We start from the raw sequence: 16,644 nt of genomic DNA, 5'->3' as shown, positions 1-16,644 counted from the left end.
AGAGCGCCGGTCGGCCGTCTAGGACTTTTTACGCAGGATGACGCGGTGGAAAATAAAAGACCTTCGTTCGATTGCGATTCGAACAAAGGTCTTTTCCGGTTTCTTACTGAAAGCCGCTAATTCAGCAAATGCCGATAGGGCGTATAGTCGATGCCGTTTTTCTCCAGAAAGGAGATGAGGCTCTTATAGTCGCGCTTGGGTGTAGCCAGGATGTATCCTTCTATGCAGTGCTGCTCGGTAACTTCGCGGGCGCCTTTCTCGAGTGCTACTTGTCCGATTTTGGCAGCAATGGAATGGCGGGCGATATCGCGGAACGGTCCCGGGACGGGCGATACGAGTTTCTCGAGAAACGCTTTGGATGTGTCCGTCCACAGATGGCGGGACGCTTCGACATAGTGGTTTTGCCAATCGAGCTTCGATTTGCCGTCGGCTTTGGGCAGCACCTTCATAAATTTGCGGAACATGAAAAATCCGCCGACCGACATGAAAAACAGCAGCACAAACCCCCAGAACAGCAAAAACATCATGAAACTTTGCGAAGGCATCATTCATTCTCCTCGTAAGGCTAGTGTTACTGGAATTATACCGCATTTCTGCACGAAGGTACATCATCGGAGTTGCCTCGAATTGGAAGCTTTTATTATTCGAAGTTTCTTAGTACAATAGGAAGAAGTATAGGCGAGAGGAGTCGTAAAGAATGTTGAAAATTGGATCACACGTTTCTTTTTCCGACAAAGGGCTGTTGAATGCGGCGAAGGAAGCTGTATCGTACGGTTCCAGCACGTTCATGATTTATACCGGGGCTCCCCAAAACACCAGACGCAAACCGATCGAGGAGCAATATATCGAAGAAGGCAAAGCTCTCATGGAGCAGAACGGCATCGGCGAAATCGTCGTGCACGCGCCTTACATCATCAATCTGGGCTCCTATAAGGAAGACACGTTCGAGCTGGCCGTCCGCTTCCTGCAGGATGAAATACGCCGCACCGATTACCTCGGCGTGCGCAATATCGTGCTGCACCCGGGCGCTTACACCGACAAGGACGCCGAGTACGGCATCAACCGCATCGCCGAAGGCTTGAACGAGGTGCTTCGCGGCACGAAGGACACGAACGTGAACATCGCGCTCGAGACGATGGCCGGCAAAGGCTCGGAGATCGGCCGGTCGTTCGAAGAGATTGCGCAAATTATGGACAAGGTGGAGGACAACGAGCGGTTGACCGTTTGTCTCGACACGTGCCACGTTCACGACGCGGGATACGATATCGTGGACGATTTCGACGGCGTGCTGAATCATTTCGACAAAACCGTCGGCTTGAACCGGCTGGGCGTCATCCATCTGAACGACAGCAAGAACGTCCGCGGCGCGGGCAAAGACCGCCATGCTCCCGTCGGGGCGGGCATGATCGGATATAAAGCGATGAACTATATCGTTCATCACGACAGCTTGCAGCATTTGCCGATGATTCTGGAAACGCCGTGGATCGGCAAAGACGACAAAACCGTCCGTCCGATGTACGAGGCCGAAATCGCGCTGCTGCGCGGCGATTTGAACAGCCGCTTCGGCGAGGAGTTCTTGGATCACCTGGACCGGCTGCACCATTACTTCGGCAAGCAGGAGATCGACTCCAGAGACTTTATCGTATCGACGTGGGACATTCTCAAGAACGACGCCAAAGCGAAAAAAGCCGACCCCCGCGAGCCGATGGAACGGCTGTACGATATGGTATTCGAAAGCCGGCTGTTCCCGGATTTGTCCGAGGAGCAGATCAATCAGCGCATTACCGCATGGTTTGCGGGCAAGCAATTGCTGGCGACCGTTTGATCGGACAAGCCATGATAGAATAGATTTTCAACGGATAAGAGAGGAACGAAAACCGATACTATGAGCCCACTCGTCACCCCACCGAACCTTCAGCGTTCCGACCGTCACCGGGACCGGGCGCGGATGCTGATTTCTTGCCCCGACCGCCCGGGCATCGTGGCGGGAGTTTCGCAATTTTTGTCCAAGCACGGCGCCAACATCGTGCAGTCGGACCAATATACGATGGACCCGCAAGGCGGCCTGTTTTTTATCCGGCTCGAATTCGACTTGCCGGAGTTGGAGAAGCAGCTGGACGGACTGAAGAAAGATTTCTCCGAAACGACCGCGCGCGAGTTCTCCATGAACTGGCGCGTAACCCAGGCCGGACGGAAGCAGCGGCTCGCGATCTTCGTATCCAAGGAGGATCACTGCTTGCTGGAGCTGCTGTGGCAGTGGAAGTCCGGCGATTTGTACGCCGACATCGCCATGGTCATCAGCAATCATCCGGATATGCGGGAGACGGTCGAATCGTTCGGCATCCCTTATCATCATATTCCGGTAACGGCCGATACGAAGCGCGAGGCGGAAGTGAAGCAGATTGAGCTGGCGAAAGACGTCGATACGATCGTCTTGGCCCGGTATATGCAGATCATCTCTCCGTCGTTCATCGAGCATTTTCCGAACCGGATCATCAACATCCATCACTCGTTCCTGCCCGCTTTCGTCGGGGGCAAGCCGTATGCGCAGGCCTACGACCGCGGCGTGAAAATCATCGGCGCGACGGCGCATTACGTGACCGAAGAGCTGGACGGCGGCCCGATTATCGAGCAGGACGTGCAGCGGGTCAGCCACCGCGATAATGTAGAGGCGCTCAAGCGGATCGGCAGGCATATCGAGCGGATCGTGCTCGCGCGCGCCGTGGCGTGGCATGCGGAGGACCGCATCTTGACGCATCAGAACAAGACCGTTGTGTTTAATTGAAGCGGTGATGAGCATCCCGCCCGTACTGGAAAGTGCGGGACGGGATGTTTTTTTATCGACTACGCCGATAGGTTGAGAATTAAGAGCGGTTCGCAGCTTATGGGGAGGCCAAACTTATGATCTATGTGATAAGGCACGGGCAAACGGATTGGAACAAAGAAGGAAGGCTGCAAGGAAGACAAGGTTTACCATTAAACGAATACGGTATACAGCAAGCGGAACGTTTAACACCAATCCGAAAGAAGTCCTCTTCCTCTGCAGGGAGGGGATGAATTTCGGTTAGGCGAAGCCTAAATGAACTGTTTTTTGTAGAGATCCCTCGTGTTTTCTCTTGTAACATTTTCTATAATCGGGTGGAGGATTCTTGGTGAATAGAGTATAATGGGAATATATGTTCTCGTCAGGAGGGATGTATGTGCAAATGACCTTTCAGTTTCGCCTTTATCCGACTCCCGAACAGGAACAATTCATGAATCGAACGCTGGAATTGTGCCGAAAGCTGTACAATAGGGCTAAGGAACAACGCGAGTCCGCCTACAAACAGGAAGGCAAAACGATCACCTATGCCGTGCAGCAGAATGAACTGCCTGCCTTCAAGAAGGAGTTTCCCGAATACAAGAACGTTCATTCGCAGGTACTGCAGGACTGTTTGCAGCGTTTGGATGATGCGTATCAGCGTTTCTTCCGCGGTGAAGCCGGGTACCCCCCGCTACAAGTCGGTTGACCGATACGTATCCTTTACCTATCCGCAACCCGGTGCTGTTGAAAAGACGTTTGCCAAACCAGGGTATGTCTATCTTTCCAAAATCGGCGTTGTCAACATGAATGCCCACCGTCCCTTTGACCCTGCGAACGTGACGCAAATCAATGTGAAACGGTATGTGGACGGGTGGATGATCAATATCAGCGTGAAAGTGCCTGATGCGGAAGCGGCGCAAACAGCGGAATCCGCTGTGGGCATTGATGTCGGGCTGAACACGTTTGCGGCGCTGTCTGATGAAACGAAGGTGGACAACCCCCGGTATCTACGCAAAGCGGAGAAGCAGCTGAAACGGAAGCACCGGCAGCTTTCCCGCAAGCAACCTGCTTCCCACAACCGGAAGAAGGCTAAACGTAAGGTCGCCAAGGCCCACCAGAAAGTCGCGCGGCAGCGAAAAGACTTTTTGCATAAACAATCGCACCGCATCGTCCGTGACTATAATCTGATCGCAGTGGAAGAGTTGAAGGTCAGGAACATGGTCCGCAACCGCCGTCTGGCCAAAAGCATTTCGGATGCCGGATGGAGCCGATTTATCACGTATCTGTCTTACAAAGCCAAAAGACAAGGAAAGCGATTCGCTCAAGTGCCTGCCCACGGCACATCGCAAACCTGTCTGTGCGGCGCGTCTGTGCCGAAAACATTGTCCATCCGGATCCATGAATGCGAGTCGTGCGGACGGATTCAAGACAGAGACATCGTCTCGGCCAAGATCATCTTGCAGCGGGCCTTGAACATACCAGCTTGATGGACCGAACACCGTAGGGAGGGTTGCCCCCGAACGGGATGCGGAAAGCATCGAACGCTTGTGGAGATCCTATAAGACCTTTCTCCAAGGAAAGGCAGAGATCGTTGAAACAAGAAGCCCCCGCCTCTTCAGGTGGTGGGAGGCATTCACGAGACGCTCTGCAAAATATAAAGTTCGATCATGTATTTTCTTCTCTGCAAGAAAGAGCGATCCAAACGGCAGAAATAGCAACGGGAATAAAAGCGATCGTTGATGCAAGACTGGATGTTTTCGATTTGGGCGAAGCCGACGGACTCCCAAAAAGCAAAGTGAAAATGGCCGGAGCAGTCCCGGATCCAAGTGTATATAAAGGCGTTGAAGAAATCCGCAGCTACATCAAAAGAGTTTTTGACTTTATGCGTGAAATGGAAGCGCGATATGCCGTAAAGGAATTGAACATTTTACTATCCGGACACAAATGCACCACCGGTTGCATCGGCGCCTATTTTGAAGGTATACCGGTGAATGGAAATATTTCAAAATACTCGTCGGGCAACGGGGAGTACAAAGCGTATCCATTCAAATCGATTGACGGATAACGGTAAAGTCAGCCTAGCCGCCCTACTAAACGGGCGGTTTTTTTGTTTTAAAGTCGCAGCGGCTCATCAACCAAAGCCGCATTTCATGGAAAACCGGAATAAAGGTAAGGAAAACCGGAGGAATCATATCCCCGTTCCCGGTACGATACCCTTATAAGGAAAGGAGGAGTGGGGATTGATCCATGACCAGGTCCGGCTTCATAACGTTGCCCAGCTCGTCCCTGTTCCGGGGCAGGACGGGTTACGGCTGCAAAGAGTGCCCGAGCATGTACGGCTGTGCCTGAACGAGAAATCGCAGGAGAAAATGCTCATGCCGGTCGGCGCCGAAATCCGCTTCCGATCGGATGGCGATAAAGTGGCGGTTACGCTTAGATGTCCGGTCGGATCGTGCGAGGTGATCCCGTTCTGGGGACCGTTTCAGGGACCGCGAACGAACGTCGCTGCCGGTACGAAGACGCTGGAGCTGGAATATCCGGCGCGACTGCGGGACTTGCCGGAGCAAGCGTCGAGCCGGATGGCGTTCTCGCCCCGCGTCTGGAGACTTGTACTTAGAGGGGCGCCCGTGCATTTCGTCGGTATCGAAGGGCAAGGCATCCGTCCGCCCGAGCCGTCCGAGCTCCCGGATCTCCGCATGATCGCCTACGGAACGTCTATTACGCAAGGATCGGCAGCTACGGCCAACCATTTGACTTACGTCCATCAGGCTGCGCGGCTGCTGGGGGCGGATATCCGTAATCTCGGCTCGAGCGGCTCCGCTTACTGCGAGCCGGAAATCGCCGATTACATCGCGTCTTGCGACGATTGGGACGCGGGCGTGCTGTGCGTTTCGGTGAATATGGTAGGGGCCGGCTTTACTCTGGAGGAATATGCCGAGCGGACGTCCTACATGATCCGTACGCTGGCCGATTCGAATGGGAAACGTGAACTCTTCTGCATCACGCCGTTTCCGCATTACCGCGATTTCAACCCCGCATTCTCCGGGGACGGCACAGTGGCCAAAGGCACCTTGGAGCAGTTCAGGCAGACTCTGCGCGATGTGGTGAGTACGCTCGGCCGGAGTAACGTACACATATTGGAGGGGCCGGAGCTGTTGACTCGGGTTGAAGGGCTGTCGATCGACATGATCCACCCGTCCGACCCCGGCATGGCGGAGATCGGTTACAGGCTGGCTGCGCGGATATCCGCGAAGCTATCGATACCAATGGAGGGATATGCGGATGAACATAGAGCTTAAGGGCAAGAGGGCATTAGTAACTGGCGGCGGGAGCGGAATCGGCAAGGCTGTCTCGCTGAGGCTTGCGGAAGCGGGTGCCGACGTGGCCGTGCATTACAACGGCAGTATGACGGAAGCGGTGGAAACGGCGGAGGCGATCCGCCGGATGGGAAGACGGACCGCGGCTGTTCAAGCGGATTTGACTGCAGCGGCGCAGGCATCCCGGCTTGTCGACGAGGCAGAGGCGGCGCTCGGCGGGACCATCGATATCGTGGTCAATAATGCCGGTCATCTTGTGCGGAGATGTCCGAATGCGGACATGACGGAAGAGCTGTACGCCGCGATTATGGACGTTAATTTCAAAAGCACGGTATTCGTATGTAAAAAGGTCATTCCCGGCATGGTCGAGAACGGCTGGGGAAGCATCGTCAATATGTCGTCGGTGGCGGCGCATAACGGCGGCGGACCGGGAGCGGCTATTTATGCGGCAAGCAAAGCGGCGGTTATGGCGTATACGAAAGGACTGGCCAAGGAGCTTGCGCCGGCCGGAATTCGCGCAAACGCCGTATCGCCCGGCTTTATCGGGAGCACCGCGTTTCATGCGACCTTCACCTCCGAAGAGGGGCGGCAAGCGACGATACGCTCGATCCCGATGGGGCGGGAAGGAACGCCTGACGATGTGGCGGGAGCCGTGTTGTTTCTCGTCTCGGGTTTGTCGGCCTATTTGACGGGAGAGACGATCGAAATCAACGGCGGGATGTTCATGCGATGAGCCTTAAAGACAAATACACACGCGACTCATGGTACCGCGAAGAGATCATTCGGCTGCGTACGGAGCTGGATGATCTGCCCGCTGAGGCATTGAACGTTCCGTCGTCTCCCGGCGGCTGGTGGCATGTTTACGTATGCCCGGAGCATCATACGGAGCTGCTGTTCGATCCGGCGCAGACCGAAACGGATACGTTCCGCTGCCAGTACGGTTGCGTCCTGCACGGCGAGCCGTTTCGCGGTGCGTGGCTCGTGTTCAAGCATCAGGGTCTGGCCCGGTATGCGCTTCAGGCATCGGCCGTATACGCCGCAACCGGAGAAAACCGATATGCGCGATTGGCCGTCGACATCGTTCTCGAATACGCTCGACTGTACCCGCGCTTTCCGATTCATCCGGAAGCGTCGTCTTGGATGCTGAAAGGTCGGGTATTCCATCAAGCGTTGACGGAATCGATCTGGGCGTCCGTCATTCTGCGGGCGGTGCTGCTGCTGAGGGATGAGGGGTATGCGTTCGCGGAGGAACATTGGGGGCTTGTCGTGCAGTTCGCGTCCATGCTGGAAGCGAACTTGACCGAATCGCACCGGGTTCTCGTATTCGAGAAACGAACGCCGGAGAGCAACTACACGGCTTGGCTGTTCGCGGCTTTGTGTGCCGTTTATGCGGTCACAGACAACGAGCGGGGCTTGAGAAGCTTGATTGAAGCCGAGGGCGGCTTTGCCCATCATTTGTCGATCGGCGTATATCCGGACCGGTTCGAACACGAGGGAAGTGTATATTACCACGTATTCGTCTTGCGGGCGTATTGGATTGCGGCGGAAATGGCCGGCCGATTCGGGATCGACTTATACCGGCTGCGCGGCAGCAAGGGCCAATCGATAGAAGATATGGCCGACTTGCTTGCACAGCTTGCCAATGTTAACGGGAGACTGCCCGCGCTTCACGACGGGCCCTACGAACGCCAGCCTTATGCGCGGGAAATAGCCGAAGTGATGGAGCAGGCTAGCAGGAAATTCGGGAAACCGGAGTATGAGCCTATGTTGGCGGAAGCGTACAGGCAGCTGTACGGCGGGACAGGCGGACGGCAAGGATTGGAGGCGGTATTGTTCGGGGCCGGAGAGCGTGACCTCTTGGATAAGATGCCGGAACGTCCTTCCTTGCTGCTGCCCGATTCCGGGTACGCCATTGGCCGGCTGCACGGCAATGAGCTCGGTTATTTACTCGATTTCGGTCCCCACGGCGGCTCTCACGGGCATTACGACAAGCTTCATTTGTCTTTGTACCATAGTGCGGCGGGAACGTTCATCACCGATCCCGGCATGGTCCCTTACGGGTCGGCGATGCGGAAAGATTGGTACGCGGCGACGATTTCACATCATACCGTTACGGTGGACGGCAAGCCCCAAGCGCCTCATACAGGCAAATGCCTCCGCTTTGAAGCGGATGGTTCGGGCCGGTTTCATCTGGGGTGGTTCAGATCCGACGAAGCGTATCCCGGCTGTGTGATAAACCGGCACGTGCTGCTGGCGTCAGACTGGCTGCTCGATTGGGTGGAAGTTACTTCCGACCGCGACTGTATATTCGATCTCCCTTATTACACGGGCTGTCAAACGATTGAGTGGAAGAGGGCTGAAACATCGTCCGTAACGAATCCGGCATCCGAATCGGGGGCGGCGCTCCCATCTTTTATCGAATACCCCAGATTGGTTACAATCGGCGGCGTATGTAAGGGAGACGGCTGTTCCGGCGTTTCCTCAGTCAGCTGCATAGGCGAGCCGGATGGCGGGGAGAGCGGGATTGCGCTTTCGACTACGCTTCTCGTGCTACCGTCCTCCAGCGTTACCGGGGTGCTGGCGCCGGGAACGGCGGATAACCCGGCAAAGAAGCAAGCCGGGTGGATTCATCGCCAACAAGGGCGTTCCGCTTTATTTATAAGCGTTCATCGATCCGGACGGGAGCCGACCGAGCTTGTTTGGCTTAAGGAAGACAGGGTAACGATCCAGGCCGACGGGCAAACGGTAGCGTGCCGGCTTGACCCGGACTATGGGCTGCGAATCGAAGATTAGTTCCGATCTCGATAGGAAAGCCGGTACTGTTTCGGCGATACTCCGGTTAATCGCTTGAACACTTCGTTGAAGTGTCCGACGTTTTGAAAGCCCGATTGAAAGCATACTTCGATCACTTTCAAATCGGTTGTCGCCAGCAGTCGCTTCGCATGGCGAATGCGCACGCCGGTTAACGTTTCGACGAACGTTTTGCCGGTAAGCTGCTTGAGCAGATTGCTGAAATAATCGGGTGACAAGGAGGAAACGAAGGCGGCGTCCTCCAGTCGAAGCGGCTCAGCAAAATGGCTCTCGATATAACGGACGGCTTCCAATACGGTATGTTTATGGCTTGCGGTTCGGGCGCCCCCCGGATCGCAGGCTTTTTGGCGTGCGGATTGCCGCGCCAGCAGAACGATCAGCTTGATCAGCTCCGCGCGGATAACCAGCTTATAGCCGGCTTCCCGGTTGCTCCATTCCGTCATGATCGCTTCAGTAAGCTGATTGACCGCTTCTTGATGCGGGGCGGCCAGTTGAACTTGCGGCAGCGGTTCATGCCGGTTCGGGAGAACATCCAATGACTGCTGCGAGACGAATTCTGCGGCAAAATCGAGTTGGACCATCCGGAACGGAAAATGGGGCCGATTCTCCAACCGATGCGCGGCAAACGGCGGAATGGCAAACAGATCCCCCGCATGCAAATCCCACCGCCGGCCGTTCACCCAATGGTAACAGCTGCCCGATGCCATATAGCAAAGCTGCAAATAATCGTGGGAATGGGTTGGTTTCGTGTATCGCTTCTCGGATTTCAAGGAAACGGTGAACGGGAAATCATCCGGCATGTAGTCCGATGATCTGAACATGACGACGGCCATCGTGCTTCCTCCCATGTAAAAAAGCAGCGTTGACCTCATCATAGATCATCTTGCCGAGCCTGTAAAATGCATTATCGGTGCCGGGTTATGAATTACGCGGGGCGGGCGAATGCGCTCTGATGGAAATCTTTATGCAGTGACCCGGTATATGTACCATGTTATCATGGAACGACCGCAGGAAAGACGGCACGCTGCGAAGTATGCCGGTTCTTTTCATGGGGAATTCGAATAAGGCCGAAGCTTCCAGAAAGCGCGGGGAACCCAATGTTTCCGGGGTGAAGCCACTGCTATGGCCGGGTGATTGCTCTTTGACCCGAACCCGTCAGCTAACCTCGCAGGCCAAAATAAGGAGAGGATGTTTTCCATGCGTTTCAAGAAATCTGTAGTGACAGGAGCAATTGCACTCAGTGTCATAGCCGGAGCCGGATCGGCTTATGCCGCTCCAAGTACGTCTGCGGGCAATGATTCGGCGTTGAAAGTGTCCCAGAGCTTCGGAATTTCCATTAACGATTTGCTGCGAAACATTCAAGGCTCGAACACGACTATAGTGTGGCCTGGAATGACATTCTATATCCCGAATACGGGTGTCGACTACGGTACGAAGTATGGCGGGAATAAATGGTATTACGGCGGGAACCAAGGTTCGAATGCAGGAACGAACCAAGGTACGACGAAACCGGACGCAAACCAAGGCACCGCAAAGCCGGATTCGAACACGGGGGCAAACAACGGTTCCGCCGGCAGCGGCCAAGGTGCGGGCGATTCCGCGACAACAACCGCTTCCGCTTATGCCGATCAAGTCGTATCCCTGGTTAACCAAGAACGCGCAAAGGCCGGACTTTCGCCGCTTGCGAGCGACCCGGCGCTTACGAACATGGCTCTCGATAAAGCCAAAGATATGTACAACAACAACTATTTTGACCATAACTCCCCAACGTACGGTTCTCCGTTCGACATGATGAAAGCTTATGGCATTAACTACTCGTATGCAGGCGAGAACATTGCCAAAGGACAGCGCAATCCGCAGGAAGTCATGAATGCATGGATGAACAGCCAAGGGCACCGTCAAAACATTTTAAGCCCGAACTTTACGAAAATCGGAGTCGCCTACTACAACGGTGAATGGGTTCAGGAGTTTATTGCTAACTAATATAGATAGATGAAACCGGGGGCAGTGCCTCCGGTTTTTTGCATACCGGTACTTGGCCGTACAAATGTGCCTAGTCCAGATGCAAAAGCTTTTACACGTTGATAAAGTTTTTATATGAACCTGCGTAGGGTGCGGGGCTTCATGTGCACCTTGTCTGAGCTTTTTGACAAATGAAAGCGAAAGACACTTTTTCAATCGGAGATTGTGGTAAACGGGCACATCAAATGGTACAATAATGCAAGCGACTGAACTGTCCGCTGGAGAAAGAGGGGGGTTCGCGCCCGGGAGACACCCGAGACGCGGCGAATACCGATTTTTGGGAGGAATGGATTAATGACGTCTCAAACGAAATCGATCGATCGGCTGGCGATCGACACGATCCGCACGCTGTCCATCGATGCAGTACAAAAAGCGAATTCCGGGCATCCCGGGATGCCTATGGGTGCGGCTCCGATGGGATATGCCCTATATGCACGACTGATGAAGCACAGCCCGTCCAATCCGGAATGGATCGACCGCGACCGGTTCGTCCTCTCGGCGGGACATGGCTCCATGCTGCTGTACAGCCTGCTGCATCTGAGCGGGTACGATTTGTCTCTCGAGGAGCTGCAAAATTTCCGCCAATGGGGCAGCAAAACGCCGGGTCATCCGGAGTACGGCCACACGGCAGGCGTCGACGCTACGACCGGTCCGCTCGGACAAGGATTTGCAAGCGCAGTCGGCATGGCGATGGCTGAAGCCCACATGGCAGCAACTTACAACCGCGATAATTTGAAAGTTATTGATCACCATACATATGTCATCTGCGGCGACGGGGATTTGATGGAAGGGATCTCCGGCGAGGCGGCTTCGTTGGCCGGCCATCTGCAGCTCGGCAAATTGATCGTCCTGTACGATTCCAATGATATTTCGCTGGACGGCGAATTGAATTTGTCGTTCTCGGAAAATGTGAAGGCGCGCTTTGAAGGATACAATTGGCATTACAGCCGCGTCGAGGACGGCAACGATTTGGCCGCGATCGAGCAGGCGGTGCTTGCTGCGAAGAATGACCCGCGCCCGTCGCTCATCGAAGTGAAGACCGTTATCGGCTACGGCAGCCCGAACAAAGCAGGCAAGGGCGGCCATGTCGGACCGCACGGCTCGCCGCTTGGCGTTGACGAAGTGGTGCTGACGAAGAAAGCTTACGAGTGGCCGGAAGACCAGCATTTCCACGTACCGGCTGAAGTCCGCGCCCATTTCGCCGATCTGAAAGCTCAAGGCGATCAATCGCAAGCGGCATGGAATGAGCTGTTCGCCAAGTATGAGCAGGCTCATCCGGAACTGGCGAAGCAATTCAAAGCAGCCGTCGCAGGCGAGCTGCCTGAAGGCTGGGATGCCGATTTGCCGACGTACAGCCCGGCTGACAAAGGGATCGGAACGCGGAATGCGTCCGGTAACGCCATCAACGCCTTCGCCGGCAAAATTGCTTCGTTCATCGGAGGCTCCGCCGACCTGGAGTCGTCGACGATGACGCATATGAAAGGTCTCGGCCAGTTCACCCGCAACAACTACAGCGGCCGCAACGTTTACTTCGGCGTCCGCGAATTCGCGATGGGAGCGGCACTGAACGGCATGGCTCTGCATAAAGGCGTCAAGCCTTACGGCGGAACGTTCTTCGTGTTCTCGGACTACTTGCGTCCGGCTGTCCGTCTCGCGGCCATCATGGATTTGCCGGTTACTTACGTGCTGACGCACGACAGTATCGGCGTAGGCGAAGACGGTCCGACTCATGAGCCGATCGAGCAGCTCGCCGCGCTTCGCATCATTCCGAACGTAACCGTCATCCGCCCTGCCGATGCGAACGAAACGACGCAAGCATGGCGTTATGCTTTGGAAAACAAAAATGGCCCGGTCGCGCTCGTATTGACCCGCCAAGCGGTGCCGAATCTCGAAGGAACGGCCGAGAAAGCCCGCGAAGGAATCGCCCGCGGCGCTTATGTCGTATCCGAGGCGTCCGGCGGAGCCGCGCAGGCGATCATTCTCGCAACGGGATCGGAAGTATCGCTGGCCGTCGAAGCACAGCAGAAGCTTGCGGCAGAAGGCGTCCGCGTCCGCGTCGTCAGCATGCCGAGCTGGGAGCTGTTCGACAAGCAGTCCGAAGCGTACAAACAATCGGTGCTGCCGTCCGGCGTGAAAGCCCGTCTTGCCGTAGAAATGGCTTATCCTCTCGGATGGGAGCGTTACGTAGGAGACGGCGGAGCGGTGCTCGGCATCAGTACGTTCGGCGCTTCCGCACCGGCAGGCAAAATCATTGTGGAGTATGGATTCACGGTCGATAACGTTGTGGCCAAGGTGAAAGCACTGCTGTAGATCCGACCGCGTATATCCATTCAATTTTAGATGATGAATAACAACAAAAAGAGTCCCAAAAGGACTCTTTTTGTAAACCCGTACGCTTGCGGTGCGTGCTCGTACCGAGCGGCGGGGACTTATTCGAATATAAGTAGGGAGAGTGTCCACAATATGTCCCAGTTTAACAATGTAACCGTATCGAAAAAAGCAAACGTCTACTTCGACGGGGGCGTTACTAGCCGTACCGTCGTCTTTCCGGATGGCTCCAAAAAAACGCTTGGCCTTATGCTCCCGGGTACATACGAGTTTACGACGGATACGGTTGAAATTATGGAAATTACGGCAGGCGACCTGCTCGTGCTGCTTCCGGGCGAAACCGAGTGGAGGCCGTACAAGGGCGGAACGCAATTCGAAGTCCCGGCGAACGCTACGTTCAAAATGGACGTGAAAACGATAACCGATTACGTCTGCTCTTTCGTCTCGGTTTCCTGAAGCTTCTCTTGAATGTATTCCTCCAGCTTGATGCGCGTGTGGGGCGGAAGTCCGGACAGCATGCAGCCGTAGCGGAACAAGCCTCCGTCCGAGAACACGCGGATGATCCGGGCTGTGATCGGCGGCAATTCGGCCTCCTGCGGGAAATGGATCACGATGAACATATCTTGAGCCAGCGGGAACGTGCTGGTCACTTGAAGGCCGCTGTCGGACAAATCGTATAGCGTGCCTTCAATATTTTGCCCGGAGAACGAACCTTCCTGCTCCCATTGGTAGACCGAGAGAAGCAGACGGATGTTCATCGGGACGCGCACGCTGCGGCGGCGTTCGATGTTCAAATCCTGTTTCGTAAGAAGCACTTCGGGTTGGCTTTCATTATGCTTGCAAGCTTCGATTTTCTTGTCCATCCATTCTTCGTAGCACTGCACGATCGCGGACAAGTCCTGCTCGCCGAGTCCTTTGCTGAGTCCCATTTCGTACACGTTTTTGGCGAGGTTGAGGAGCGGTGCGGTCAATTGGAGCTGGTCGGTCAATTGCGAAGCGAGACGCAAATCTTTATGCATCAGCTGCATCGAGAATTGAGTGTCGAAATTGCGTCCCAATATTTTCGGGCCTTTCAATTCGGCTTGCTTGCTGCTAGCTCCGCCGGCCATGACGATTTCGTAAAATTTATCCAAATCGACGTTCGCCTTGGCCGCCAGCGCCATACCTTCGATGAAGCCGATGGCGTTGATCCCGACCATCGTATTATGCGCCAGCTTGGCGTATGATCCGGACCCGGAAGGTCCCATATAGACGATCTTGTTGCCCATCGCCTCGAAGACGTCCTTTTGTTCGTTCAATGCTTCTTCGTTCCCGCCAACCATAAACAAAAGCGTACCGTTCTCCGCTGCCGGCTTGCTGCCCGTTACGGGCGCATCCAGAAAGTGGACGGCATGTTCGGCAAGTTCTGCATGAAGGGTTTTGCTCATATGTGGGGATATGGTGCTGCAATCGATCACGGTCATGCCGGGACGAATGCCCTCCATAATTCCTTTTGGATCGTAAAACGTTTGCCGGATGGCGGTGTCGTTGCTGAGCATCGTAATCAAAACGTCCGCATCCCGGGCCGCGTCGGCTGGAGTAGCTGCAGCTTCCGCTCCTTGGCGAACCAATTCCGCGTTTTTTTCCGCCGTACGGTTGTATACGGACAAGGAGTAGCCTTTGCGCAGCAGATTGGCCGCCATAGGCAGACCCATCGTTCCCAGGCCGATAAAGCCGATTTTTTTCATCGTATTCACCTCGAGATATTTGCAGCGAAGATAGTGCCTGGAGTGCTGCTGGTCCTAGAACTATTGTAGCATTTCCGGCATCCTCTGTGAATGACCTGACCTTACTTGCTTTTGCTCGGACAATTCAAGTATTCTATCTGTAACATTAATGACATGAACAAGCATAGAAAAATTATACTTCGCCAGTTTCGAGGAGGACTATTCATGAGCCAAAAGCTTCAATTCGACTATAGCCCAGCGCTAGCCTTCGTGCAGCAGCACGAAATCGATTATTTCCGGGAACCGATTCGCCTGGCCCACGAGCAGCTGCACCGCGGAACGGGAGCGGGAGCCGATTATTTGGGCTGGATCGAGCTGCCCACGCAGTATGATAGAGAAGAATTCGCGCGCATTCGCGACGCTGCGAAGCGCATTCAATCCGATTCGGACGCGCTCGTCGTCATCGGGATCGGCGGGTCGTATCTGGGAGCAAGAGCCGCGATCGAAATGCTGTCGCATTCCTTCTATAACATGCTTCCCAAAGAAAAGAGAAACACCCCGGAAGTGTACTTCGTAGGCAATAACATCAGCTCGACGTATGTGACGCATCTGCTGCAATTGCTGGAGGGCAAGCGCGTTTCCGTCAACGTTATCTCGAAATCGGGCACGACGACCGAACCGGCCATCGCTTTCCGGATTTTCCGCGAGCTGCTGGAACGCCAGTACGGCAAGGACGGAGCACGCAAGCGGATCTATGCGACGACCGACCGGGAGAAGGGCGCCTTGAAAAAGCTGGCCGACGCCGAAGGCTACGAAACGTTCGTCATCCCGGACGACGTAGGCGGACGCTACTCCGTGCTTACGGCGGTAGGTCTTCTGCCGATTGCCGTTGCCGGTATCGATATCGATTCGATGATGCAGGGAGCGGCTGACGCGTCCCGCGAGTACAGCAGCCCTGATTTGGAGGCTAATGCAAGCTACCAGTACGCCGCCGTGCGCAATGCGCTGTACCGCAAAGGCAAAGCAATCGAGATTCTCGTCAACTATGAGCCTTCGCTCCATTACGTATCCGAATGGTGGAAGCAGCTTTACGGGGAAAGCGAAGGGAAGGACCAGAAAGGCATTTATCCCGCTTCGGTCGATTTCTCCGCCGACCTGCACTCGATGGGGCAATTTATTCAGGAAGGCTCGCGCAACCTGTTCGAGACGGTCATTCAGGTAGCGAACGTTCCCGAGCAAATCGTCATCGGCACCGACCCGGAAAACTTGGACGGTCTCAATTTCCTGGCCGGCCAAACGATGGATTTCGTCAACAAAAAAGCGTTCCAAGGTACGATGCTCGCCCATACCGACGGCGGAGTGCCGAACCTGATCGTGACGATTCCGGACATATCGGCCTATTCGTTCGGGTATATGGCTTATTTCTTCGAGAAGGCGTGCGGCGTGAGCGGCTACTTGCTCGGCGTCAATCCGTTCGACCAGCCGGGAGTCGAGGCTTATAAGAAAAACATGTTCGCCCTGCTCGGCAAACCGGGCTACGAGAAGGAGAAGGCGGAGCTGGAAGCGCGCTTGGGCAAGTAAGGAAAACGAATAAGGGCGGGCAAGTCGAAGGCGGATGCGCTTTGACCTGCCCGCCCCTTTCATACGACAGCCGGGA

The 16,644-nt window shown here is 55.0% G+C and carries 15 protein-coding genes, 1 pseudogene and 1 riboswitch; of the genes and pseudogenes, 13 read left to right on the top strand and 3 right to left on the bottom strand.

Translation table 11 applies throughout. The features are described 5' to 3' along the window. Positions 1 to 116 precede the first annotated feature (116 nt). Positions 117 to 548, bottom strand: coding sequence for a DUF2621 domain-containing protein (locus FE783_RS08730; RefSeq protein ID WP_420799720.1), 432 nt, complete (start codon positions 546 to 548; stop codon positions 117 to 119). Positions 549 to 697: 149 nt separating this feature from the next. Here FE783_RS08730 and FE783_RS08725 point away from each other — a divergent pair, with 149 nt between their 5' ends. The 9 genes and pseudogenes from FE783_RS08725 to FE783_RS08690 all read left to right on the top strand — a co-directional run bounded on the left by FE783_RS08725 (position 698) and on the right by FE783_RS08690 (position 8,913). Then, the gene (locus tag FE783_RS08725; protein WP_138878965.1) at positions 698 to 1,825 is read left to right on the top strand and encodes a deoxyribonuclease IV; all 1,128 of its coding nucleotides are present in this window, start codon (positions 698 to 700) and stop codon (positions 1,823 to 1,825) included. A gap of 60 nt (positions 1,826 to 1,885) precedes the next feature. Beyond that, entirely contained in the window at positions 1,886 to 2,785 is a 900-nt protein-coding gene (gene purU / locus FE783_RS08720) for a formyltetrahydrofolate deformylase (RefSeq protein ID WP_138878964.1), read from the top strand. Between the two features lie 116 nt (positions 2,786 to 2,901). Then, positions 2,902 to 3,012 (top strand): annotated as a pseudogene (locus FE783_RS08715) (histidine phosphatase family protein); the annotation flags it as partial. Positions 3,013 to 3,206: 194 nt separating this feature from the next. Next, positions 3,207 to 3,509, top strand: a complete 303-nt coding sequence (locus FE783_RS37940) for an RNA-guided endonuclease InsQ/TnpB family protein (RefSeq protein WP_238402968.1) — start codon at positions 3,207 to 3,209, stop codon at positions 3,507 to 3,509. Next, positions 3,448 to 4,290, top strand: coding sequence for an RNA-guided endonuclease InsQ/TnpB family protein (locus tag FE783_RS37935; RefSeq protein WP_338015832.1), 843 nt, complete (start codon positions 3,448 to 3,450; stop codon positions 4,288 to 4,290). The genes FE783_RS37940 and FE783_RS37935 overlap by 62 nt, the downstream gene beginning before the upstream one ends. 104 nt (positions 4,291 to 4,394) lie before the next feature. After that, entirely contained in the window at positions 4,395 to 4,868 is a 474-nt protein-coding gene (locus FE783_RS08705; protein ID WP_238402948.1) for a histidine phosphatase family protein, read from the top strand. 175 nt (positions 4,869 to 5,043) lie between these two features. Continuing rightward, the gene (locus FE783_RS08700; RefSeq protein WP_138878962.1) at positions 5,044 to 6,102 is read left to right on the top strand and encodes an SGNH/GDSL hydrolase family protein; all 1,059 of its coding nucleotides are present in this window, start codon (positions 5,044 to 5,046) and stop codon (positions 6,100 to 6,102) included. Beyond that, positions 6,086 to 6,853: an SDR family NAD(P)-dependent oxidoreductase gene (locus FE783_RS08695; RefSeq protein WP_138878961.1), complete on the top strand. Its 768-nt coding sequence runs from the start codon at positions 6,086 to 6,088 to the stop codon at positions 6,851 to 6,853. The genes FE783_RS08700 and FE783_RS08695 overlap by 17 nt, the downstream gene beginning before the upstream one ends. After that, positions 6,850 to 8,913: a heparinase II/III domain-containing protein gene (locus FE783_RS08690; protein WP_138878960.1), complete on the top strand. Its 2,064-nt coding sequence runs from the start codon at positions 6,850 to 6,852 to the stop codon at positions 8,911 to 8,913. Before FE783_RS08695 ends, FE783_RS08690 begins: the two co-directional genes overlap by 4 nt. Here FE783_RS08690 and FE783_RS08685 read toward each other — a convergent pair. Beyond that, a complete protein-coding gene (locus FE783_RS08685) occupies positions 8,910 to 9,764 on the bottom strand; it encodes a helix-turn-helix transcriptional regulator (protein WP_158301685.1) in 855 nt (284 codons plus the stop codon). The genes FE783_RS08690 and FE783_RS08685 overlap by 4 nt on opposite strands. Positions 9,765 to 9,986: 222 nt before the next feature. Continuing rightward, positions 9,987 to 10,120: riboswitch (cyclic di-AMP (ydaO/yuaA leader) on the top strand. Positions 10,121 to 10,128: 8 nt separating this feature from the next. Between FE783_RS08685 and FE783_RS08680 the strand changes: the two genes are divergently transcribed. From FE783_RS08680 to ppnP, 3 genes are all read left to right on the top strand, one after another. After that, entirely contained in the window at positions 10,129 to 10,914 is a 786-nt protein-coding gene (locus FE783_RS08680; protein WP_138878958.1) for a CAP domain-containing protein, read from the top strand. Positions 10,915 to 11,247: 333 nt separating this feature from the next. Then, positions 11,248 to 13,263, top strand: coding sequence for a transketolase (tkt, locus tag FE783_RS08675; RefSeq protein WP_138878957.1), 2,016 nt, complete (start codon positions 11,248 to 11,250; stop codon positions 13,261 to 13,263). A gap of 153 nt (positions 13,264 to 13,416) precedes the next feature. Beyond that, complete coding sequence (ppnP, locus tag FE783_RS08670) at positions 13,417 to 13,737, top strand: pyrimidine/purine nucleoside phosphorylase (protein ID WP_138878956.1); 321 nt, start codon at positions 13,417 to 13,419, stop codon at positions 13,735 to 13,737. Here the strand turns inward: ppnP and FE783_RS08665 are convergent. After that, a complete protein-coding gene (locus tag FE783_RS08665) occupies positions 13,707 to 15,008 on the bottom strand; it encodes an NAD(P)-binding domain-containing protein (protein ID WP_138878955.1) in 1,302 nt (433 codons plus the stop codon). The two genes, ppnP and FE783_RS08665, sit on opposite strands and share 31 nt — an antisense overlap. A 204-nt stretch (positions 15,009 to 15,212) precedes the next feature. Here FE783_RS08665 and FE783_RS08660 point away from each other — a divergent pair, with 204 nt between their 5' ends. After that, positions 15,213 to 16,568, top strand: a complete 1,356-nt coding sequence (locus FE783_RS08660; RefSeq protein WP_138878954.1) for a glucose-6-phosphate isomerase — start codon at positions 15,213 to 15,215, stop codon at positions 16,566 to 16,568. Positions 16,569 to 16,644 lie beyond the last annotated feature (76 nt).

The organism is Paenibacillus mesophilus, from assembly GCF_005938385.1.
GTDB lineage: Bacteria > Bacillota > Bacilli > Paenibacillales > NBRC-103111 > Paenibacillus_AB > Paenibacillus_AB mesophilus.
This window is presented reverse-complemented; position numbering and strand designations above follow the sequence as displayed.